This window comes from Streptomyces sp. SudanB25_2051, assembly GCF_964272635.1.
In the GTDB taxonomy this organism is placed as follows: domain Bacteria; phylum Actinomycetota; class Actinomycetes; order Streptomycetales; family Streptomycetaceae; genus Streptomyces.
Window position 1 is genome coordinate 2,444,208 of the sequence record NZ_OZ186787.1, and the last position, 22,250, is coordinate 2,466,457.

Annotated in this window: 15 protein-coding genes; 8 read left to right on the forward strand and 7 right to left on the reverse strand. The window is 74.5% G+C overall.

The window, feature by feature from the left end:
- Nucleotides 1-46 precede the first annotated feature (46 nt).
- The 3 genes from ACSUPT_RS10820 to ACSUPT_RS10830 form a co-directional block, all read right to left on the reverse strand.
- Nucleotides 47-1,693, reverse strand: a complete 1,647-nt coding sequence (locus ACSUPT_RS10820) for a DUF5719 family protein (protein ID WP_436944138.1) — start codon at nucleotides 1,691-1,693, stop codon at nucleotides 47-49.
- A complete protein-coding gene (locus ACSUPT_RS10825) occupies nucleotides 1,690-5,400 on the reverse strand; it encodes a glycosyltransferase (protein WP_436944139.1) in 3,711 nt (1,236 codons plus the stop codon). Before ACSUPT_RS10825 ends, ACSUPT_RS10820 begins: the two co-directional genes overlap by 4 nt.
- 222 nt (nucleotides 5,401-5,622) lie before the next feature.
- Nucleotides 5,623-5,886 (reverse strand): WhiB family transcriptional regulator, encoded by a 264-nt coding sequence (locus ACSUPT_RS10830; protein ID WP_023588371.1) that lies wholly within the window; start codon nucleotides 5,884-5,886, stop codon nucleotides 5,623-5,625.
- Between the two features lie 745 nt (nucleotides 5,887-6,631).
- Between ACSUPT_RS10830 and ACSUPT_RS10835 the strand changes: the two genes are divergently transcribed.
- From ACSUPT_RS10835 to ACSUPT_RS10845, 3 genes are read left to right on the forward strand one after another with little or no spacing between them, the layout of a single operon-like run.
- Nucleotides 6,632-7,171 (forward strand): cysteine dioxygenase, encoded by a 540-nt coding sequence (locus tag ACSUPT_RS10835; RefSeq protein ID WP_399219026.1) that lies wholly within the window; start codon nucleotides 6,632-6,634, stop codon nucleotides 7,169-7,171.
- 12 nt (nucleotides 7,172-7,183) lie between these two features.
- Nucleotides 7,184-8,140 (forward strand): 2-phospho-L-lactate transferase, encoded by a 957-nt coding sequence (gene cofD, locus ACSUPT_RS10840; RefSeq protein ID WP_351965373.1) that lies wholly within the window; start codon nucleotides 7,184-7,186, stop codon nucleotides 8,138-8,140.
- Nucleotides 8,137-9,441: a coenzyme F420-0:L-glutamate ligase gene (locus tag ACSUPT_RS10845; protein WP_351965372.1), complete on the forward strand. Its 1,305-nt coding sequence runs from the start codon at nucleotides 8,137-8,139 to the stop codon at nucleotides 9,439-9,441. Before cofD ends, ACSUPT_RS10845 begins: the two co-directional genes overlap by 4 nt.
- Before the next feature lie 69 nt (nucleotides 9,442-9,510).
- Here ACSUPT_RS10845 and ACSUPT_RS10850 read toward each other — a convergent pair whose 3' ends face one another.
- The 3 genes from ACSUPT_RS10850 to ACSUPT_RS10860 all read right to left on the reverse strand — a co-directional run bounded on the left by ACSUPT_RS10850 (nucleotide 9,511) and on the right by ACSUPT_RS10860 (nucleotide 13,947).
- On the reverse strand, nucleotides 9,511-10,554 hold the full coding sequence (locus ACSUPT_RS10850) for a DNA-3-methyladenine glycosylase family protein (protein WP_436944140.1): 1,044 nt from the start codon (nucleotides 10,552-10,554) through the stop codon (nucleotides 9,511-9,513).
- 275 nt (nucleotides 10,555-10,829) lie between these two features.
- Nucleotides 10,830-11,912: an NDP-sugar synthase gene (locus ACSUPT_RS10855; protein ID WP_351965370.1), complete on the reverse strand. Its 1,083-nt coding sequence runs from the start codon at nucleotides 11,910-11,912 to the stop codon at nucleotides 10,830-10,832.
- A gap of 154 nt (nucleotides 11,913-12,066) precedes the next feature.
- Nucleotides 12,067-13,947: an N-acetylmuramoyl-L-alanine amidase gene (locus ACSUPT_RS10860; RefSeq protein ID WP_436944141.1), complete on the reverse strand. Its 1,881-nt coding sequence runs from the start codon at nucleotides 13,945-13,947 to the stop codon at nucleotides 12,067-12,069.
- Nucleotides 13,948-14,075: 128 nt separating this feature from the next.
- Between ACSUPT_RS10860 and ACSUPT_RS10865 the strand changes: the two genes are divergently transcribed.
- The 4 genes from ACSUPT_RS10865 to ACSUPT_RS10880 all read left to right on the forward strand — a co-directional run bounded on the left by ACSUPT_RS10865 (nucleotide 14,076) and on the right by ACSUPT_RS10880 (nucleotide 20,169).
- The gene (locus tag ACSUPT_RS10865; RefSeq protein WP_351965368.1) at nucleotides 14,076-14,849 is read left to right on the forward strand and encodes a TIGR03089 family protein; all 774 of its coding nucleotides are present in this window, start codon (nucleotides 14,076-14,078) and stop codon (nucleotides 14,847-14,849) included.
- Nucleotides 14,850-15,023: 174 nt separating this feature from the next.
- The gene (locus ACSUPT_RS10870) at nucleotides 15,024-16,232 is read left to right on the forward strand and encodes an LCP family protein (RefSeq protein ID WP_436944142.1); all 1,209 of its coding nucleotides are present in this window, start codon (nucleotides 15,024-15,026) and stop codon (nucleotides 16,230-16,232) included.
- A 259-nt stretch (nucleotides 16,233-16,491) separates the two neighbouring features.
- Nucleotides 16,492-18,294 (forward strand): LCP family protein, encoded by a 1,803-nt coding sequence (locus tag ACSUPT_RS10875; RefSeq protein ID WP_351965366.1) that lies wholly within the window; start codon nucleotides 16,492-16,494, stop codon nucleotides 18,292-18,294.
- A gap of 30 nt (nucleotides 18,295-18,324) precedes the next feature.
- The gene (locus ACSUPT_RS10880; protein ID WP_351965365.1) at nucleotides 18,325-20,169 is read left to right on the forward strand and encodes an LCP family protein; all 1,845 of its coding nucleotides are present in this window, start codon (nucleotides 18,325-18,327) and stop codon (nucleotides 20,167-20,169) included.
- A gap of 68 nt (nucleotides 20,170-20,237) precedes the next feature.
- Here the strand turns inward: ACSUPT_RS10880 and ACSUPT_RS10885 are convergent, their stop codons facing one another.
- Nucleotides 20,238-21,527, reverse strand: coding sequence for an LCP family protein (locus tag ACSUPT_RS10885; RefSeq protein WP_351965364.1), 1,290 nt, complete (start codon nucleotides 21,525-21,527; stop codon nucleotides 20,238-20,240).
- A 119-nt stretch (nucleotides 21,528-21,646) separates the two neighbouring features.
- Here ACSUPT_RS10885 and ACSUPT_RS10890 point away from each other — a divergent pair, with 119 nt between their 5' ends.
- Entirely contained in the window at nucleotides 21,647-22,180 is a 534-nt protein-coding gene (locus ACSUPT_RS10890) for an acyl-CoA thioesterase (protein WP_028964186.1), read from the forward strand.
- The last annotated feature ends 70 nt before the right edge of the window (nucleotides 22,181-22,250 follow it).

Sequence of the window (22,250 nt, forward strand, 5' to 3'; positions counted from 1 at the left end):
GGGGTGTCCGTACGGGCGTTCGCGGTCGCGGTGGTGTCCTCGGGGCCTAGTCCTCGTCCAGGACGGCCAGGTCCTGGTGGGCTTCGGGGACGGCCACGGTGGCGCGGTCGTCGGTGAGGGTCTGCAGGGTGAACATCGCGATGCCGTCCTGCGGGAGGGCCAGCATGCGGGCCGCGTGGACGGGGCCGCCGGAGAGGGTCTCGACGGTCAGGGCGTAGGAGCCCTTGACGCCGGCCGGCACCGGCGGGGTGAGCGCCATGGTGGTGCCCGCCTTGACGGTGTACGTCTTCGTGGCGGGCGTGCCGCCCTCGGTGCCGGCCGAGGCGGTGACGCGTACCTCGGCGGTCTTGCCGGGGGCGGTGAGCGACAGGGTGGTCCCCTTGGCGCGGTTGTCGGCGACGGTCGCCCGCTCCCCCACAGGGCCGGTGGCCGGGATGAACGCGACCTCCTGCTTCTCGCCGGTGCCGCGGACCACGCGCAGCGCGGCGACGACCGGGGTGGCGCGGCTCGCCTGGGCGGGGGTCAGCAGCAGGGCGCCCGCCTCGCCGTTGGTGAGGCCCTTGAGGTCGGCGGACGCGGTCATCCCGGACTTGACGCGGATCGTCTGCTGGACGGCCGGGGTGATGGTGCCCGTGGAGCCGGCGAGCTGGATCTTCAGTTCGGCGTCGTCCTCGCCGGGCGCGTACGCCATGAGCTGCACCGACGTGGCGTCGGCGGGGATGCCGGGGAGGACCAGCGAGTGGGCCGGGTCGGCGGAGGCGGGCAGCCAGTCGCTGCCGAGCTGGTCGACGGCGGAGCGGACGACCGCGCCGACGCGGCCGCTGCGGGTGGTGACGTGGACGGTGACGTCGGAGGTGGCCGGGTCGGTGGTGAGCGTGGACAGCAGGACGGGCACGCTGGACCGGGCGGGGACCGGGATGCCGTCCGTGAGCTGCGACTTCAGGGCGCCCTCGGGGCCGAAGAGCTCGATGTCGACGACGGCGGCGGTGTCGTCGGGGTTGGTGAGGTGGACGTAGTCGCGGCGGTTCTCGGCGGTGGAGGTGCCGGGGAACCAGAAGTCCGTGTCGGGGGCCGTGCACGTCACGCCGAGGAGGCCGCGGGCGCCGCCGGCGGGGACGACGGTGGTCTGCTGGGTGGTCCAGCCGGGGGCGAGCTTCCCGGAGGCCACGCCGATCAGGGCGGGGGCCTCGGCGCCGTTGGCCTCGGCGGCGACGGGGGTGCCGGGGGCGGTGGCGGTGAGGACCGGCTTGTCGGCGGCGGGCTTGGCGGCGGGCGCGGCCTTGTCGTCCTTCGCCGTGCCTTCCTCGGCCTTGTCGTCCTTCGCCTGGTCGTCCTTCGCCTCGTCGCCGGGCTTCTTGTCGTCCTTCGCCGGGGCCGCCGTGTCCTCGGTGGCGGCGGACGGCTTCAGTTCCGCCTTGTCGGGCAGCGCGTCCTTGCCCGCGGGGCCGCCGGCGCCGGGCTTGCCCGCCTCGCCGGTCGTGGCGGGTGTGAAGGACGTGTACGTCGTCTCGGCGACCTCCGAGGTGCTGGGCGCCGGGCACAGCAGGCTGCTGCGTTCGACGGGCAGCTTGGCGGGCGCGGCGCCGGCCACCGCGGCGGTGCCTGCCGTGTCGGGGGACGTCACGGCGGCCAGGCCGGTGAGGGCCGCCAGGGCGGTCGCGGCGGCGAGGAGGGAGAGGCTGCTGCGGTTCACTGGTGGCTGCTCCCGTCGGGACGCTGCTCGCTGTCGGGGTCGTACGGGTCGTACGGGCGCTGCTGCTGGTACGGGTACTGCTGCGGGGCGGCGTACTGCTGCGCCGGGTACGCCGCCGGGTCGTACGGGGCCTGCTGGTAGGCGGCCCCGTCGTAGGGCTGGGCGTAGGGGTCGCCGTACTGCTGCCCGCCGTAGCCGTTGTCGCCGTACTGCTGGTGGGCGTACGGCTCCTGGTGGGCCTCGCCGTACTGCTGCTCGGCGGCGGGCGCGGGCCAGTCGTCGGCGGCCCGCGGCGCGGGCGGCGGGGACTGCGGCGGGGCGGGCATGGCGTACGGGTCGGCGTCGTGCGCCGCCGCCGGGTCCGGTACGGGGGCGGGCGCGGCGGCCGGGTCGGTGTCGGCGGCCGCGGCGCGGAGCCTGCGGGCGCGGCGGCCGTCGCCGGTGGCGTCCTGGGCCGGGATGGCGGCCAGGGCCTCGTCGGGCAGGTCGTCGTCGATGTCGCGGCGGCGGCCCGGCAGGGCGAGGACGACCAGCACGACGGCGAGGGCGCACTGGGCCCAGATCCACGCCGTGTGGGTGAGCGGCGCGTCGTACGTCAGGTCGAGGCGGCCGCCCTGGGCGGGGAGCTTGAAGCCCTGCGCCCAGCCGTCGACGGTGGTCTTCTCCAGCCGCTTGCCGTCGAGGGTGGCCTGCCAGCCGTCGTCGGCGCGGTCGGCGATGCGCAGGACGCGGCCTTCCGTGCCGGGCGGGATGTCGCTGTGCGCCTCGACGGGGCCCGAGCCGACGGGCAGCGGTTCGGCGCCCGCGTCGGCGGTGCCCGCGGCGCCCGCGGGCGGGACGATGACGGCGCGCGCGACCTGGCGGTCGACGCGCCACAGGGCGCTGCCGTCGCGCTGGCTGAGCCGGCTGAGGCCGGGCGTCGCGTCGAGGACGCGGCCCATCTCGCGGGGGGCGCCGTCGCGTACCAGGACGTAGCGGATGGCGAACCCGCTGAGCTCGGCGGTCTGGTCGGCGCCGGAGCCGGCGACGAGGTGGGCGACGACCTTGTCGAGGCGGGGGTCGCCGCCGCCGGTGGCGGTCAGCTCGGCGTCGCCGAGGCGGGCGCCGGAGCCGCGGACGAGGGCGTAGGACACCTTGGCGGGTGACGTGCCGTCGAGGACGAGGGTGCGGGGCTGGTCGCGGGTGATGCTCTCCTCGGCGACGAACGCGGGCACCTGCGTGGGGTCGCGGCGCTCCAGGGGGCCCGCGGCGCCGCCGATCATCCAGTTGGCGGCGGAGATCAGCGGGCCGACGGCGGCGGCGAGCGCGATGAGCGCGGCGACGGGCTGGCGCCAGCCGAAGCTCTGCGCGGCGACGCGGGTGCGGCCGCCTTCGGCGCCGAGCATGCCGGCGGCCAGCAGGGCGAGGCCGTAGACGAGCGTGGCGGGTCCGGCCCAGCCGGTGGCGTCGTCGCCGGAGCCGTTGGTGAGGACGGCGAGGACGAAACCGGTGAGGGCGACGGCCCAGGCGCAGCGGACGGCGAACTGGCGCTCGGCGCGCAGCAGGGCGGCGAGGGCCGCGAGGACCAGGCCGATGAGGACGAGGCCGCCGACCGTGCGGGGGCCGCCGGGGCTGGTGCCGAGCAGGTCGAGCGCGGACGCCGGGCCGGTGCGGATCGCGGTGCCGGCCTCCCGGAGGAGGGCGGCCGGGTCGGTCAGCAGGGACAGCGACCAGGGGGCGAGGACGAGCAGCGGGGTGCCGGCGACGGCGAGGAGGCGCAGCGCGTACGCGGTGATGTCGTCGCGGCGCAGGACGAGGACGGCTGCGCCGAGGACGACGGCGAGCGGCCAGACGACGGGCGTGAACGCCATCGTGAAGGTGAGGAGCAGCGTGTACGCCCAGGTGGCGCGCCATGTGCCGCGCGGCGCGCCGGATCCGCCGCCGCGCAGCCCGTAGGCGGCGACGGCGGCGCGGGCCATCAGCGGCAGCAGGATCGCGAGGACGGCGGTGCCGAGCCGGCCGGTGGCGAGGGCGCCGGTGGCGGCGGGCAGGAAGGCGTACGCGATGGCGGCCCAGGCGCGCAGCAGCCGGGATTCCACGAGGGAGCGGGAGGCGAAGTAGGCGGTGAAGCCGGCGAGCGGTACGGAGCAGACGAGCAGCAGTGTGAGCGCGAAGCCGGTGGAGCCGAGGAACAGGCCGGATAGTCCGGCGAGGAGGGCGAGGTAGGGCGGGGCGCTCTGGGTGCCGCCGGTGCCCAGCGGGTGCCAGGCGTCGGCGTACCGGCTCCACAGGCCGCCGACGTCGTCGGGGACGGGCAGGAGGGCGCCGCCTGCGAGGGAGCCGCCGCCGAAGAACAGGCCGCGGCAGGCGATCACGGAGACCAGGAGCAGCAGGGCGAAGAGGACGGGGCCCGGCTTGCGGGCGATCTTCTTGAGCCGGGCGAACTGCTCGATCTCCAGGTAGTCGGCGTCGTCGCCGCCGGGGCCCGACTCGACGGCGCCGTGCCGGGAGCCGCCGGCGTCGGCGTCGGTGCCGGCGAAGTTGGACGCGACCTGTTCGACCGTGGCGCGGACGGTGGCCCCGGGCGGCGGGAACAGGGGGCGCAGTTCTGCGGCGTCGACGGCGCGGGCGGAGCGTCGGCGGCGGGCGGCGAGGACGCGTTCGGGCCGCAGCAGGACCGAGCACAGGCCCATGACCTCGTCGACGGCCTGGACGGGGGCCTTGCCGACGAGGTAGGCGAGGGTCCGCAGGAGGGTGCCGACGACGAGGCGGAGCAGGACGTACGGGAGGGCGGCCCCGCGCGCGTTGGCGAGGAGGGTGTAGACGGCGCCGGCCTTGTCGACGCGGTGCGGGTTGGCGACGGAGCGGCCGGCGCAGTCGACGGTGCGGCGTTCGCGGGAGGCGGCCTCGGCGTGGCGCAGGACGGCGTCGGGGGCGACGAGGACGCGGTGGCCGGCGGCGTGGGCGCGCCAGCACAGGTCGACGTCGTCGCGCATGAGGGGCAGGCGGCGGTCGAAGCCGCCGAGCTCCTCGAAGACGTCGCGGCGGACGAGCATGCCGGCGGTGGAGACGGACAGGACGGGGCGGATCTGGTCGTGCTGCCCCTGGTCCTGTTCGCGGCGGTCGAGGCCGGTCCAGCGGCGTCCGCTGTTGGCGATGGTGACGCCGACTTCGAGGAGCTGCTTGCGGTCGTACCAGCCGAGGAGCTTGGGGCCGATGATCGCGGCGTACTCGTCGGAGTCGGCGACGCGCAGCAGTTCGGCGAGGGCGTCGGGGGCGGGCGCGCAGTCGTCGTGGAGGAGCCACAGCCACTGGACCGGCTCGCCGTGCGGCAGGTCGGGCAGGTCGTAGGCGTCGTCGCGCCAGGTCCTGCCGACGGGGTCCCAGCCGCTGGGCCGCTTCAGATAGGGCAGGTCGTCGGGGCCGAGGACGGGCGCGGTGCGGACGGCCTCCTCGACGGCGGCGCCGAAGCCGGTGCGGCGGGCGAGGTGCAGTACCCGCTCGTCGCCGATGGCGTCGCCGACGAGCTGCGCCGACGCGTCGGCGCTGCCGGTGTCGGCGGCGATGACGTACTGCGGGGGGCGTTCCTGGCCGAGGAGTCCGGCGAGGGCGTCCGGCAGCCAGCGGGCTCCGTCGTGGGAGACGAGCACGGCGGTGACGACATGCCGCGGGAACTCGGGCTGCTGCGGCTCGGATGCGGCGGAAAACGCGGCTGTGGTGGCGGACATCGAGGTACGGGCCCTCCGGCCAGGGGGTCGCCCGCGTCGCGGGGCGTCGGAGCGTCGTTGACGGGGCTCCACACTAATGGCTGGCACGACAGCGGTCCGCCGCCTGTGGACAGAGCACAGGCGGCGGACCGTTGGGTGGGTACGTACGGTTGGTGTGCGCGCTCGGGCGGCGGCCGCCGCGGCGGTGCCCGCCGGCCGCGCGCGGGCGGCCGCGGGGAGCGCTCAGACGGCGGCCTTCTTCAGGCGGCGGCGCTCGCGCTCGGACAGGCCGCCCCAGATTCCGAATCTCTCGTCATTCGCGAGCGCGTATTCGAGGCATTCGGAACGGACTTCACAGGCGAGGCAGACCTTCTTGGCCTCGCGGGTGGAACCGCCCTTCTCGGGGAAGAAGGACTCGGGATCGGTCTGGGCGCACAACGCGCGCTCCTGCCAGCCGAGTTCCTCGTCCGCGTCCTCGACCAGCAGTTCCTGGAACAACTCGGTCATCTGCGCCCCTCGTCTGTCTTATACGTCCCCGTGATGCCGCACCGTTTCCCATTTCCGGCCGAACGACACGAGTGAAATTACAAGTGTGTAGCTCCGGGGCAGTCAAGCTGGGATCTGCTATTGGGCCCGGTATTCACTCTGCGGAACCAAGGCGGTGCAGAAAGTGTTCAAATCGGCAAAAATGAGACACACCCTGCCGCCCGTCCCGCGCTCCCGTCGCCGACCGTCTCCACCAGGGAGGACGACCGGGGCCGCGATCTTGTTGCGAACGGGCCGGGGAAGCGACCCGGATCACAGTCCGATCACAAGCCCCTGACAGGGTTTGCGCGGGTGGTTCCTGCGCCATGTCTCCCGCACCGGGCGAGCACAAACCTTTCTTCCGTCGACCTGACCGGATGAGGTGAATCACCGCCGCCGAACCGGTCACCGGGTTGACAGAACGAATCCGGCCGGTCCACCGTTGGTGGCATGCCAGCGACCACAGCGCCCTACGCGACCCACGTTGCCCGTGGGTTCCGCCGCGCTGTCCACGCGCGCTGTTGCTGTTCGCGCAGCTGTTGACGCCGTAGCGCTCCAGCCGCTCCGCAGTGGGCTCCCGCCGCACCCGGTTCCCGGACGCCGGCCGGCCTTGCGGCCCGCACGCCTCCCGGGCCCGTACCGTCTGCCGTACCCGCCCCGCGGCACCCGCCCGCACCCCCCGCACAGCCTTCCGCCGAACAGCTCCGCCGAGGACATCCAGCACCCCATGAACAGCGACAGCGACCTGCAGATCGCCGGCGACATCCTCGCCGTCCAGCACCTGCTCCAGCCCGCCAAGGAACACCCCACCACCGTCGCGGAGTTCGCCGGGCTCGCCCGGTCCATCGCCGCCGACCGCGCCCTGTGGGCGCCGCTCGTCTCGTACGACGCCACGACCCGCTGGTACCACCGGCTGCGCACCGGGCCCGGCTACGAGGTGTGGCTGCTGTCCTGGCTGCCCGGCCAGGGCACAGGCGCCCACGACCACGGCGGCTCCACCGGGTACTTCACCGTCCTGGAGGGCGAGCTGACGGAGCGTACGGAACAGGGCGTGCGGACGCTCACCGGGGGCGCGCGGAACGCGTCGGGCGCCGTGTCGGGCCGGGTCGTCACGCCGGGCCGGGTCCACGAACTGGTCAACGACTCGCTCGAACCCGCCGTCAGCCTGCACCTGTACTTCCCCGGCCTCACGGACATGCCGATGCACGGGTCCGCGAAGGTTGTCCACAGATTCGCCCCGAGCGCCCGGAGTGCCGTCCGCGCCTGACAGACTGCCCGCATGCGCATGGTGGTTCTGGCCGGTGGCATCGGTGGTGCCCGTTTCCTGCGCGGCCTCAAGCGGGCCGCGCCCGACGCGGACATCACGGTCATCGGCAACACAGGTGACGACATCCATCTCTTCGGGCTGAAGGTCTGCCCCGACCTGGACACGGTGATGTACACCCTCGGCGGTGGCATCGACGAGGAGCAGGGCTGGGGCCGGGCCGACGAGACCTTCACCGTCAAGAGCGAGCTCGCGGCGTACGGCGTGGGGCCGGAGTGGTTCGGTCTCGGCGACCGGGACTTCGCCACGCACATCGTCCGCACGCAGATGATCGGCGCCGGGTATCCGCTCAGCGCCGTCACGGAGGCACTGTGCGACCGGTGGCAGCCGGGCGTGCGGCTGCTGCCGATGTCCGACGACCGGGTCGAGACCCATGTCGCGGTCGAGATCGACGGCGAGCGGCGGGCCGTGCACTTCCAGGAGTACTGGGTGAAGCTGCGCGCCTCCGTGGACGCGCAGGCGGTGGTGCCGGTCGGCGCCGAGCAGGCCAAGCCCGCGCCCGGGGTGCTGGAGGCCATCGCCGAGGCGGACGTCGTGCTGTTCCCGCCGTCCAACCCGGTGGTGAGCATCGGCACGATCCTCGCCGTGCCGGGCATCCGCGAGGCCATCGCGGAGGCCGGGGTGCCCGTCGTGGGCCTCTCCCCCATCGTGGGGAACGCGCCGGTGCGCGGCATGGCCGACAAGGTCCTCGCCGCCGTCGGCGTCCAGGCCACGGCCGCCGCGGTCGCCCGGCACTACGGCTCCGGGCTGCTCGACGGCTGGCTCGTCGACACGGTCGACGCGGACGCGGTGGCCGAGGTGGAGGCGGCGGGCATCCGCTGCCGGGCCGTGCCGCTGCTGATGACGGACGTCGACGCGGCGGCGGCGATGGCCCGCGAGGCGCTGGCCCTCGCCGAGGAGGTACGGGGATGACGCCCGCCTACCAGGTGTGGGCGCCGGACGGGATGCCGGAGGTCGCCAAGGGCGACGACCTGGCCGCACTCATCGCCACCGCCGAGCCGGACCTGGCCGACGGCGACGTGGTCATCGTCACCTCCAAGATCGTCTCCAAGGCGGAGGGGCGGATCGTCGCCGCCGACGACCGGCAGGCCGCCATCGACGCGGAGACCGTCCGCGTCGTCGCCCGGCGCGGGACGCTGCGGATCGTGGAGAACCGCAACGGGCTGGTGATGGCCGCCGCCGGGGTCGACGCGTCCAACACCCCGGCCGGGACGGTGCTCCTCCTGCCCGAGGACCCGGACGCGTCCGCCCGCTCCATCCGCGCCGGTCTGCGCGACCTGCTCGGCGTGAACGTCGGCGTGATCGTCACCGACACGTTCGGCCGGCCCTGGCGGAGCGGACTGACGGATGTCGCGATCGGCGCGGCCGGGGTGCGCGTCCTGGACGACCTGCGGGGCGGCACCGACGCGTACGGCAATCCGCTGGTCGCGACCATCGTGGCCAGCGCCGACGAGCTGGCCGCCGCCGGGGACCTGGTGAAGGGCAAGGCCGCCGGGCGGCCCGTCGCCGTGGTGCGCGGCCTGCCGCACCTGGTGGCCGGCGGCGGCGAGGACGGTCCGGGCGCCCGGGCGCTGGTGCGCGGCGCGGACGGCGACATGTTCCGGCTCGGCACGTCCGAGGCCATCCGGGAGGCGGTCACGCTGCGCCGCACCGTGCGGGCGTTCACCGACGCCCCCGTGGACCCCGGTGCCGTACGGCGCGCGGTGGCGGCGGCGGTGACGGCCCCGGCGCCGCACCACACGACGCCGTGGCGGTTCGTGCTGCTGGAGAGCGCCGAGGCGCGGACCCGGCTGCTGGACGCCATGCGCGAGGCGTGGATCGCGGACCTGCGGCGGGACGGCCACGACGAGGAGGCCGTCGCCCGGCGCGTCCGGCGCGGCGACGTCCTGCGGAACGCCCCGTACCTCGTGGTGCCGTGCCTCGTCACGGACGGCGCCCACCACTACGGGGACGCGCGCCGGGACACCGCGGAGCGGGAGATGTTCGTCGTCTCGGCGGGCGCCGCGGTGCAGAACTTCCTGGTCGCGCTCGCGGGCGAGCGGCTCGGCTCCGCGTGGGTGTCGTCCACGATGTTCTGCCGGGACGTGGTCCGTGAGGTGCTGGAACTGCCGGCCGACTGGGACCCGATGGGCGCGGTCGCCGTCGGACGCCCCGCCGGGCCGCCGAAGCCGCGGCGCGAGCGGGACCCGGAGGACTTCCTCACCGTGCGGTGAGGCGGGCGCGGGGCCCGGTGCCGGGTGCCCGGTGCCGGGTGCGGGGGATCGTCCGGAACCGGGCCCGGCTCAGAGCGCGGCGATGTCGCCGGGGGTCATGCGCGGGGCGCGGCGGGGCGGGATGCGGCCGCTGAGCAGGATCAGGCGGGCGGCCCGGTGGCGCTGGCCCGCGTACGGCTCCAGCAGCTCCAGCATCCGGTCGTCGTCCGCGTCCCGGTCACCGGCCAGGGCGTGGCCGACGATGCCCGGCAGGTGGTAGTCGCCGGTCGTCACCGCGTCGGGCGCGCCGTTGCTGCGCTGCACCGTCTCCGCGGAGGTCCACGGGCCGATGCCGGGGACCAGCTCCAGCCTGCGCCGGGCGTCCTCGGGCGCCATCCCCGCCGCCTCCTCCAGCCGGCGCGCGACCCGCACGGCGCGCAGCACCGTCGCGGACCGCTTGGCGTCGACGCCCGCCCGGTGCCACTCCCAGGACGGGACGAGCGCCCAGGTGCGGGGCTCGGGCACCACCGAGAGGCGCAGCTCGGCCGGGGCGCCCGGCGCCGGTTCGCCGTACCGCCGTACGAGCAGCCGCCACGCCCGGTACGCCTCGTCCGTCGTGACCTTCTGCTCCAGGATCGACGGGATCAGCGACTCCAGCACCAGTCCGGTGCGCACCAGGCGCAGGCCGGGGCGGCGCTGCCGGGTCACGGCGAGGAACCGGTGGCGCGGCGTGAACGCGTCCGGGTCGTCCCCCTCGCCCAGCAGCACCGGGAGACGGTCGAGGAGCCAGTCGGCGCCGCTCCCCCACGCCTCGGCCTCGACGGCGCCGCCCCGCGCGGTGATCCGCAGGGTGCCGGGGCCCTCGTGGGTGCGGCAGGTACGCCAGAACGCCCCGTCCGGCGTGGCGCGGAACGTGGGGTCGCCGGGGCCGCGCCGCAGCGGGCTCAGGGTGAGCCCCAGGTCCAGCGGCCACGGCGGGACCCAGGTGCGCCGCCGGGACGGGGCTGCGGGGCCGCCGCTGCGGACGGGCGCGGGCGCGGTCGCGGCCACCGCCCGGAGGGGCGGCGCGGGTACGCCGGGGCCGCCGCCGGGCGCGGGGGTGCGCCGGGGGCGTGGGGCGTAGCGGCCGGCCACGGGGCTCCAGGGGCGTGCGGGACGTTCGGGGGGTCCCGGACAGGGTAGCCCCGCGACCGGCGGGGCGGGTCGCCCCGGCCGGCGCCCGGTCGGCGGCCCTGTGGCCCCGGAGGCTCCGGGGGCGGCGGTCCCTCGGGCGGCGGCCCCGGCCCCGGAGGCACCGCGCTGCAACGACTCCGGGTGCGGCGCCCCACAGGCGGGCCGGCCCGGAGGCACCGGGAGCGGCGCTCCAAGGGTGGGCCGGTCCCGTCACGGACGGGGCCGGCGGGGGCGGGCTACTGGTCGGAGGAGAAGCGGACCGACGCGTCCGGGAGGTGCGCGCCGCACCAGACGCGTACGCCGTCGCGCAGTTCGTTGTCCGCGCCCACGTGCGCGCCGTCGCCGATGACCGCGCCGTGCAGCACGGTCCTGGCGCCGATCCTGGCGCCCTCGCCGACCAGCGAGTCGGTCACCACCGCTCCGGGCTCCACGATCGCGCCCGCCATGACGGCGCTGCCGTCGATCCGGGCGCCCTCGCCGACCGTGGCGCCCGCGCCGATGACCGTACCGCCGCTGAGCTTGGCGTCCGGGGCGACGCTCGCGCCGTCCACGACGAGGCGGTCGCCGCAGCGGCCGGGCACGGCCGGGGACGGGGCGCGGCCGAGCACGAGGTCGGCGGAGCCGCGTACGAAGGCCTGCGGGGTGCCGAGGTCGAGCCAGTACGTGGAGTCGACCATGCCCTGGAGGTGGGCGCCGTCGGCGAGGAGGCCGGGGAACGTCTCGCGTTCGACGGAGACGGGGCGGCCGGCCGGGATCGTGTCGATGACGGACCGGCGGAAGACGTACGCGCCGGCGTTGATCTGGTCGGTGACGATCTCCTCGGGGGTCTGCGGCTTCTCCAGGAAGGCCGTGACGCGCCCCGTGGGGTCGGTGGGGACGAGCCCGAACGCGCGCGGGTCCTCGACGCGGGTGAGATGCAGCGAGACGTCGGCGCCCGAGGTCTCGTGGGTGTCGACCAGGGCGCGGATGTCGAGGCCGGTGAGGATGTCCCCGTTGAAGATGAGGACCGGATCGTCCGGTCCCGAGGTGAGCCGCGAGGCGACGTTGCGTATCGCGCCGCCGGTGCCCAGCGGCTCCACCTCGGTGACGTACTCCAGGTGGAGCCCGAGAGACGATCCATCGCCGAAGTACGGCTCGAACACCTCCGCCAGGTACGACGTCGCCAGCACGATGTGCTCGACGCCCGCCGCCCGGGCCCGGGCGAGCTGGTGCGTGAGGAACGGCACGCCCGCCGCGGGGACCATCGGCTTCGGGGTGTTCACCGTCATCGGTCGCAGCCTGGTGCCCTTGCCGCCGACCAGGAGGATCGCTTCTGTCACCTGTCGTCTCTGCTTCCTGCTGGGCCGGTCGTCGGGGTGGTGGCCGATCCGGCGTTCTGAACACGGCCGGAGACCGCTCATATGATCGGCACGACCAGGCAGTGTAGGCAGATCCTAGGCAGACCTGGACAGACGGTTCGACACGGCGTTTCGGTCAGGGCCTCCCCTGGTAGTCGGCCGCGGCCGACCGGATGGTTCCGAGCTTTCCGTACAACTTCGTTCCGGGGCAGGCGGTCGAGTAGCCGTCGCGGTGCCCGGAGATCGTGTTGAGCTGGACCTTCGTGCCCTTCTTGTACCGGTTCCCGCCGCCGGAGGTCAGGGTGCTCTTGCCGCGCGGGTTCTTGCCGTGGAGGCCGAGCTTCCACGCCGTCAGCTTCGCCACGGCGGTGACGGCCTTGGCGGGCGGGGTGGTGGAGGCGAACGAGCCGAGCACGGCGATGCCCGTGGTGTTGGCGTTGAACCCGAGGGTGTGGGCGCCCTGGACCGGTTTGGCGACACCGCCCGCGCGGCCCTCGTAGATGTTCCCGCACTTGTCGATGGCGAAGTTGTAGCCGAGGTCGCGCCAGCCCATGCTCTGCACGTGGTAGCGGTAGATGCCGCGCAGGACGGAGGGCGCCTGGGCGCACGTGTAGTTGTTGCCGGTCGCGCTGTGGTGGACGAACGCCGCCTGGACGGACTTCGTGTACAGGAAGTTCGCCTCGCGCAGCTTCTCGTCGGCGCCCCAGCCCTTGCGGGTGACGATGCGCGGGCGCGGGCCGATGTACGGCTTGGCGGCGGCCGTGGTCGCCTCGGAGCCGGCTGCCGAGTCGGCGCCGGCGTCGGCGAGCGTGTCGGCGAGGGCCTCTTCCGTCTGGGCCTTGGTGAGGGCCGGGATCTCGGTGGCGCCGATGGAGGCCAGGTCGGCGTTGACGGCCGAAGCGGCGGACTCCTCCGCGGTCAGCGCGGCGGCGGGGGCGCCCTGGCCCGCGTCCGCGGGTCCGGCGGGGCTCTCGTCGGTGTCGGATCCGGTGGTGTCGTCGGCCGGGTCGGCGGTGTCGGCCGCCGGGTCGGTGCCGGTGTCCGTGCCGGTGTCCGTGTCCGTGTCCGTGCCGGTTCCGGCGGGCGGGTCCGCGCCGGGGTCGGGGGCCGTGGGGTCGGCCGCGGTCGGGTCGGTGGGCGTCTCGGCCGCCGGGTCCTCGACCGTCGGGTCCTCGGCCGTCGGGTCATCGGCCGTCGGGTCATCGGCCGTCGGGTGCTGGGGGGTGTCCGTGCCGTCGTCGGCGGGCCCGTCCGCCTCGCCGTCGTCGTGCGGGGCGTCGTCCGCGGGCGCCGCGCCCGGCCGCTCGGCGCCCGCCCCCGCGTCCCGCGCCGTGCCGGAGGCCGTACCCGTGCCGGAGGCCGTACCCGTGCCGGAGGCCTTGCCCGCGGCCGCGCCCGGTCCCGGCTTCGCGGCCGGTACGTCGCCCGGGTCGACCAGTTCGACGCGCAGCCCGCGCGGCAGGGCCGGCGCCGCCCCGCGCTCGTCGGGCGCCTCGGGCCGTACGCGCACCTCGACGCCGTCCGACGGGCCCACCCACAGCGGCGCGGTCCCGCCGCGCACCGCGTCCGAACCGGCCTCGGCCGTACCGGGGTCGGCGGCGTGGTCGTGCTGGTGGACCTCCAGGTCCTGCCAGGGGGACCAGGCGCCGGTCGCGGCGGACCGGGTGCGCACCTGGACCGTGCCGTGCAGTTCGGCGCGGGGTTCCTCCCAGACGACGCCGACCATCGAGAACGGTTCGACGTCCCGGCGCGGCAGGCCCTGGGCGGCGCGGGCGCCGGGAGCCGCGCTGCGCTCGTGGCCGGCGAGCGGCACGAGGGGCAGGGAACGGGTGGAGCCGGGGACCGGCACGTCATCCGAAGCACCGGGTTCCGGCGTACCGGAGCCGGGCGTACCGGAGCCCGGCGCGGGCGCGGCGACGGCCGTCGCGGACAGGGGCAGGGGCAGCGCGAGGACGGAGCCGGACGCGGTGGCGACCGCGACCGCTACGCCGATCAAGGGAACTCGAATGGAACGCATAGCCAGATACTGGACATTTCACCGGAGTTGCGCTTCTCGGTTTTCCTGACGCCCCATCGCCCCGTCCGGAGTACCGGTTCACCCGCTCGGCCCCGCCGCGCCCACCCCGCACGCGTACGCTTTCCCGCGTGAACGCCAGCGACCGCACCCCTGCCGACCTGCTGCGATCCGCGCTCGCCGCGGACCCCGCACGCCCCTTGGTCACGTACTACGACGACGCCACCGGTGAGCGCGTCGAACTCTCCGTGGCCACCTTCGCCAACTGGGTGGCCAAGACGGCGAACCTGCTCCAGGACGGGCTCTCCGCCGAGCCCGGCGAGCGGGTGGCGCTGCTGCTGCCCGCGCACTGGCAGACCGCCGTCTGGCTGATCGCCTGCGCGTCGGTGGGCGTGGTCGCCGACCTGGACGGCGACCCGGCCGGCGCGGACCACGTGGTGGCCGGGCCGGACCGGCTCCAGGAGGGGCTGGCCTGCACGGGCGGCCGGCTCGCGCTGTCGCTCGCCCCGCTGGGCCGCCGCTTCCCCGCACCGCCCGCCGGGTACGACGACTACGCGGTCGAGGTGCCGAGCCAGGGAGACCGGTTCGCCCCGTACGTCCCCGTCGACCCGGACGCCCCGGCCCTCGCCGTACGGGAGGCGGACGGCCGCCGTGCGGAGCTGACGGGCGCGCGGCTGGTCGAGCGGGCCCGCGAGGACGCGGCGCGGCGCGGCCTCGGGCCCGGTGCGCGGCTGCTGTCCGCTCTGCCCTGGGACTCCTGGGAGGGCGTGTCGGCCGGGCTGTACGCGCCGCTCGCGGCGGGCGGTTCCGTGGTCCTGGTCCGCCACGCGGAGCGCCTCGCGCCGGATGCGCTGGCCGCGCGGATCGAGAGCGAGCGCGTCACGCACCGGGCCGACGAGGGCTGAGAGGTCCACCCGTCCGGCGGACGGCGTGCCGAGTCCGCCGGGTCCCGGGGGCCCCGGCGGTACATCATCGGGCGTACGCCTCACCGGCGCACACCCCCGCACGGGTCCTCGCCGCCGCACCCGCGACGGCGGGGCCCGGGTGCCGCCGACGCCTGCGAAGGACGGACTGACGACGTGACGGACACCGCCGGCACTCCCCCGGACCCGCGCACCTCGGCCGCCCGCCGGCCGGCGTGGCTGCGCCGGGCGGCGCTCGGCTCGTCCGTCGTCGTGCTCGCGGCGGCGGGGACCGGCTGGTGGCTGTACCGGAAGCTCGACGGCAACATCACCACCGACACGACGGCGCTGGCCGAACTGAGGCGGTACGAGAGCGAGCGCCCCGCGCCCGTGCCGCGCGGCGGCGAGAACATCCTGCTCATCGGCTCCGACACCCGGGCCGGGGAGAACGCCGAGTACGGCCGGGACCCGGGCACGCAGCGCTCCGACACGACGATCCTGCTGCACCTGTCGGCGCGCGGCCACGGCGTGACGGCCGTGTCGATCCCGCGCGACCTGATGGTGGACGTCCCCGGCTGCCGCACGCGCGGCGGCAAGCGGTCGGCGCCCCGCTTCGCGCAGTTCAACCTGGCCTTCCAGGTCGGCGGGACGGCGTGCACGATCCGTACGGTCGAGAAGCTGACCGGCATCCGCGTGGACCACCACATGGTGATCGACTTCCGGGGCTTCAAGGACATGGTGAACGCGGTCGGCGGCGTACGGGTGTGCGTGCGCGAGCCCATCGACGACCCGGACGCCCGGCTGCGGCTCGCCGCCGGGCCGCAGACGCTCGACGGGGAGCAGGCCCTCGGGTACGTACGGGCCCGCAAGTCGCTCGGTGACGGCAGCGACACCGAGCGGATGAACCGGCAGCAGGAGTTCCTCGGCGCGCTGGTGACGAAGATGCAGAGCAACGGCGTGCTGCTCAATCCGGCCAAGCTGTACCCGGTGCTGGACGCGGCCACCAGGTCGCTCACCACGGACCCGGGTCTCGACTCCCTGAAGGACCTGTACGACCTGGCGCGGCGGCTGCGCAGCGTACCGACCGAAAAGGTGCAGTTCCTGACGGTTCCTCGGAAGGCGTACCGCATCGACCCGAACCGGGACGAACTGGTGCAGCCGGACGCGGGGCGGCTGTTCAAGCGGCTGCGGGCGGACGCCCCGGTGGCGGTGATCCCGGCGCCCGAGCGGGGTGACGGGCCCACGCCCTCGACACCGGCCGCGCCGACCGCGTCGCCCGGCGCCGGCCCGGACCGCGGCCCCGGCGGGGGCCCGTCGGGGGCCGCGAGCCCCCTGCCCGTGCCCACCTTCACCGGAACCAACGCGGCCGTGAGCGCGTGCCCGTAAGGGGCGGGACCGTGGCGGGACCCACGAGGGAGGTGTGAGGAAAGTCGTGATGAGGGCGGCGGAGTATGACGATTGGGCGGAATGCCCGCTTGTAAGTGCCGTGGAATTTGTCACGGACGTCGACCCGCGTTGAACTGGGCGGATAGTGTGACGCGATCCGGGCGAGCGGCCGAGCAGGACGCGCACCCGTGGATCGAAAGACCGAGCGCCCGATGGGGGAGGGCGCCTCGCGTGGCACCGACGGAGGATTCAGGCAACCGTGGACGCGCACAGCCGTGGAGGGGCGGAGGAAATCGACCCCGCCGACCAGTGGGTACTGAACCCGCAGACCGGTAACTACGAACTGCGACTGGACCACTCCGCTGGGCAGCCACCGTCAACCGCGTCCCGCCCGGCCGGGCCGCCCGCGCAGGGCCGCCGCGCCGCGCGCAAGGCGGCCGAGTCCGCCCCGGCCGCGGCCGACGAGGAGGCGCCGTCCGGTACGCGCCGCCGCGCCCCGGAGGTGCCCGGGCAGCGCAGGCGCCGCACCGCCGAGCCCCCCGCGCAGGGCGGCGGGCGCAGGGCCGCCGCAGCGGCCGCCGGCGGGCGGCGCAGGGGCAAGGCGAAGGAGAAGAAGAGCCGTACGAAGAAGGTCCTGATGTGGACCGGCGGCGTCACGGCCTTCACCCTGCTCGCCACCGGCGGTGTCGCCTACTACCTGTACGAGCGGCTCGACGGGAACCTCAGCACCATCGACGTCGCGGGCGCGGGCGGCGGCAGCGGCTTCAAGAAGGACCAGGCCATCAACATCCTGGTCATCGGCACCGACAAGCGGACCGGCGACGGCAACTCCGGCTACGGCGACAAGAACAGCCCCGGCCACGCCGACACCACGATCCTGCTGCACGTGTCGAAGGACCGGACGAACGCCACGGCCCTGTCCATCCCCCGCGACCTGATCACCGACATCCCCGAGTGCAAGGTCCGGCTGGAGGACGGCACGGAGAAGACGATCCCCGCCCAGAGCGGGGTGCGCTTCAACACCAGCCTCGGCCAGATGGACCGCAACCCCGGCTGCACCATGGCCACCGTCCACAAGATGACCGGCGTCCCCATCGACCACTTCATGATGGTCGACTTCAACGCCGTGAAGACGCTGTCGACGGCGGTCGGCGGTGTCGAGGTGTGCGTCGAGCAGGCCGTGAAGGACAAGAAGTCCGGCCTCGACCTGCCCAAGGGCAAGAGCGTCATCCAGGGCGAGCAGGCGCTGGCGTTCGTCCGCACCCGCCAGGCGTTCGGCAACAAGAGCGACCTGAGCCGCATCCAGACGCAGCAGCAGTTCATGGGCTCGATGTTCCGCCAGATGAAGTCGAGCGAGACGCTGACCAGCCCGTCGAAGCTGCTGGACCTCGCGGACGCCGCCACCAAGGCGCTCACCGTCGACGACGGCATAGGCAGCGTCAAGAAGCTCCAGGAACTGGGCATGGAGGTCGCCAAGGTCGACCCGAAGAACATCACGTTCGCCACGGTCCCGGTCCTCGACAACCCCCACGAGAGGATCAAGGCGACGGTCGTCCTCAACGAGGCGAAGGCCGAGCCGCTCTTCTCGATCATCCGGAACGACATCTCGCTCAGCGAGGTCGAGCAGAAGGAGAAGGACGCCAAGAACGCCGAGAAGGCGGCGCAGGCGGCCCTGCTCAAGGGGCCCCGCGCCGAGCCGTCCGAGGTGCGCGTCGACGTGTACAACGGCAGCGGCATCCGCGGCGGCGCCCAGGCGACCATCAACTGGCTGCAGAACTCGGCCGGTGTGCTGAAGTCGACGAACAAGGCCAACGCTCCGGCGGAGATCGCCAAGACGACGCTGGAGTTCGCGCCGAACCAGGCGGACCAGGCCCGCGCGCTCGCGGACCTGATGGGCCTGCCCGCGACGGCGCTGAAGCAGGGGACGGCGGACGCGGGGGAGCGCGAGCCGATGACCCTCACCCTCGGCAAGGACTACAAGGGTGCGGGTGTGCCCCTCACCGGTCCGGCGAAGGCGCCGGAGGGTGCGGTAGCAGCGGACAAGCAGGTGTGCGCGAAGTGACGCGGACCTGATTCACCAGGGGAGACATGGGTGGGACACAGCAGCGTGCGTGGGGAGGGGACGCGGGACGGCGTCCCGCACGCCCGAAGCGCCCGTGACACGGGCTGGGACGACAGCCTCGACACGGCGGGCCAGGCCGACGCCCGTTCCGGCGGCCACGGCGCCGCCGGCGCGCACGACGGCACGGACGGCGGTACGGGAAGGGGCGCGGGCGCCGCGTCCGGCACCGGGCGCAGGGCCGCCCGCCGCGCGGAGGGCGACGCACCGGACGAGGAGGACGACGGCGGGCCGGGCAGACCGTCCGCGCCCCGGCGGCGCGGCGCGGGAGGCGGCCGCCGCAGGGCGGGCGGGCCGCCCCGGCGCGCGCGCGGCGGCAAGCGGCGGGTGCTGCGCTGGGTTGCCTCGGTGGTGTCGCTGCTGATACTCGCCACGGCCGCCGCCGGCTACCTCTACATCGAGCACCTCAACGGCAACATCCGCAGCGGCGGCCGCAGCGGCGGCGACAGCGGCGTGGAGAAGGCCGCTCCCGACGCGTCCGGCAACACCCCGCTCAACATCCTGCTGATCGGCGCGGACGGCCGTAACTCCAAGGAGAACCTGGCCCTCGGCGGCGCCAAGGACACCGTCGGCGACAAGCCGCGCGGCGATGTGCAGATGCTGCTGCACGTCTCGGCCGACCGCAAGAGCGCCGCCGTGGTCAGCATCCCGCGCGACACCCGAGTCGACATACCCGCCTGCAAGGACGCCGCCACGGGCGAGGAGTTCCCGCCGACCAACCGGATCATCACCGAGTCGCTCCAGCGCGGCGGGCCCGGCTGCACCCTCACCACCTGGGAGAAGCTGACCGGCGTCTACATCGACCACTGGATGATGGTCGACTTCGCGGGCGTCGTGCGGATGGCCGACGCGGTCGGCGGCGTCCCCGTGTGCGTCAAGCACAACGTGTGGGACCGGCCCACCGCCCAGGTCAAGGGCGGCTCCGGGCTGAAGCTGCGCGAGGGCGAGACGTACATCAAGGGCGAGCAGGCACTGGCCTGGCTGCGCACCCGGCACGCCTTCTTCAACGACCAGGGCCGCGCCAAGGCCCAGCACATGTACATGAACGCGATGCTGCGCCAGCTGAAGCAGCAGAACGCCTTCACGGACACCGGCCGCATCATGGACCTGGCGGAGGCCGGGACGAAGGCGCTCCAGGTCTCCGACGAACTGGGCACCGTGCAGGACCTCTTCGACCTGGCCATGGAGTTGAAGGACGTCCCCGTCAACCGCATCACCATGACGACGCTGCCGACGGTCGAGGACCACCAGAACCGGGCCCATCTGCTGCCCGCCCAGAAGTCGGCGCAGCAGATCTGGAAGATGCTCCGCGAGGACATCCCCTTCGACGCCAACGGCGGCCCGGCCGGCGGGAAGAAGCCGTCCGCCGCGCCGAAGGACCCCGGTCCGCCCGCCGCGGCGCCCGCCTCGCTCGCCGTGACGGTCGTCAACGGCACCGGTGTGGACGGGCAGTACGCGGTGAGGGGCCGCGCCGGCAGCATCAAGGACGCGCTGCGTGCCAAGGGCTTCACGCGGGCCACCGCCTCCCAGACGACGGCGCCGAAGGCGGAGACGCTGCTCGCCTACCCGGAGTCGGCGGGCGCGCAGGGCAAGGCGGACGCGCTGTCCGTGGCGAAGGCGATCGGCCTGCCGGCCGGCGCGGTGCGGGCCGCCGCCGACGTGGACGGGCTGACGCTGACGGTCGGCGGTGACTGGCGCGAGGGCGACACCTTCCCGAAGCAGGACTCGCCCAAAGCGGGCGACCTGCCGCCGGACGCCGAGAACTCCAACGGCGCGAAGGCCGAGTGCATGGACGTGTACAAGCCGTACCGCTGGTAGGACGCGGAAAGGGCGGGGCCGGCCACCCGTGCGGTGGCCGGCCCCGCCCTTTCGCGTACCGCCGTAGGTCACTTCTCGGTGACGGTGACCTTCTCGTCGTTCTGGATCTGCCGCACCAGCTCCCTGACCTTCGCCTTGTCCCAGACGAGGTTGCCGCCGCGGCTGCCCGACACGGGCATGTTCATCGACCTGCCGTCGCCGCCGTTGACGCTCTTCATCGCGAAGAACATCTCGGCGAGGTCGAACAGCGACATGTCCTTGTCGACGATGAGCGTGTCGAGGCCGGCGCCGAGCGTCGGGTACAGCTTGAACGGGTTGAGGACCGTGCCCGGCGTCGCCGCCTGGTTGGCGAGCGCGGCGAGGAACTTCTGCTGGTTCTTCGTCCGCGCCAGGTCCGACTCGGCGAAGGCGTACCGGGTGCGGACGAAGGCGAGGGCCTGCTCGCCGTCGAGGGTCTGCTTGCCGGCCTGGAAGTCGGCGCCGGACTTCTTGTCCTTGAAGCCCTTCTCGATGGTCAGCTCGACGCCGCCGAGCGCGTCCACGATGTTGGCGAAGCCGGCGAAGCCGATCTCCGCGTAGTGGTCGATGCGCAGCCCCGTGTTGTGCTCGACGGTGCGGACGAGCAGCTCGGGGCCGTCCTCGGCGTACGCGGCGTTCAGCTTCACGCGGCGGCCGGTGCCCTTGAACGTCTTGCCGGACTCGGAGCCGACGAACGTGGGGATCTCCACATCGGAGTCGCGCGGCAGGGAGATCATCGTGTTCCCGCCGCTGCACGCGGCGAGGATCATCATCGAGTCGGTGCGCTTGCCGTCGGCGGAGCCGGTGTGCAGGCGCTTCTTGTCCTCGGCGGTCATGCCCTCGCGGCTGTCCGAGCCGACGATGAGGTACGTGGTGCAGTCGCCCTCCTGCGGGCGCTCGATGACCTTGGCGAGGTCCACCTCGCGGCGCATCTTGCCGTCGGCCCAGAAGTACGTGCCGATCGTCGTGGCCACGACAGCCACGGCGAGTGTGATGGCGCCGACCTTGATCCGGCGGCCCCAGTCCGGCGCGGGGCGCGCGCCGGGGCTGTACGACGGCGAGGGCGGCGTGCCGGGGCCGTGGCCGCCGCCTCCGGGACCGCCCGGGCCCCCGCCGCGGCCCCCGCGCTGGACGCCGTAGACCTGGCCCGTGTTGTAGCCGCTGTCATACGGCGCGGCGGCGTGGCCGGCCACGTCGTCGTACCCCTGCCGCTGCTGCGGCGGTACGGAGCCGGGCCGTACGTGGGGCATCACGCGGGCGCCCTCGGGCTGGGCGTCGGCGCTGCCGCGGCCGTGACGCCCGTCACGGCCGCCGGACCATCCTTCAGGCCAGTCATTCATGCGCAACAGTGTGCCGGGCACCCGCGGCGCCCTTACAGGGCGGGTGGGAAATCGGGGCTCCGCTGTAGCGAAGCTGATGCAATGCGGACCTTCCCGACTCCGGGCATATGGTGGAGGGCATGACAGACCAGGCCATCCCCGAGGGCAAGCCGACCTCGGCGTCCCGCACCACGCTCAGCCACATCATGACGGGCAACGACACGAATCTGCTCGGCACGGTGCACGGCGGCGTGATCATGAAGTTGGTGGACGACGCGGCGGGCGCGGTCGCCGGACGCCACTCCGGCGGACCCGCGGTGACCGCGTCCATGGACGAGATGGTGTTCCTGGAGCCGGTCCGCGTCGGTGACCTCGTCCATGTGAAGGCGCAGGTCAACTGGACCGGCCGGTCCTCGATGGAGGTCGGTGTGCGGGTGCTGGCCGAGCGGTGGAACGAGTCCACCCCGGCCACGCAGGTCGGCTCGGCGTACCTGGTGTTCGCCGCCGTCGACGCGGACGGCAAGCCCCGTCCCGTACCGCCGGTGATCCCGGAGACGGAGCGCGACAAGCGGCGCTACCAGGAGGCCCAGATCCGCCGCACCCACCGGCTGGCCCGCCGCCGCGCCATCAAGGAGCTGCGCGAGCGCCGGGCGGCGGAGGGCATCGACGACTGAGGCGCGCCGGGGCCGCCGGGGCCGGACCTCGGCGGCCGCACGGCCCCGGCGGCTCCGGGGGCCCGGTCCG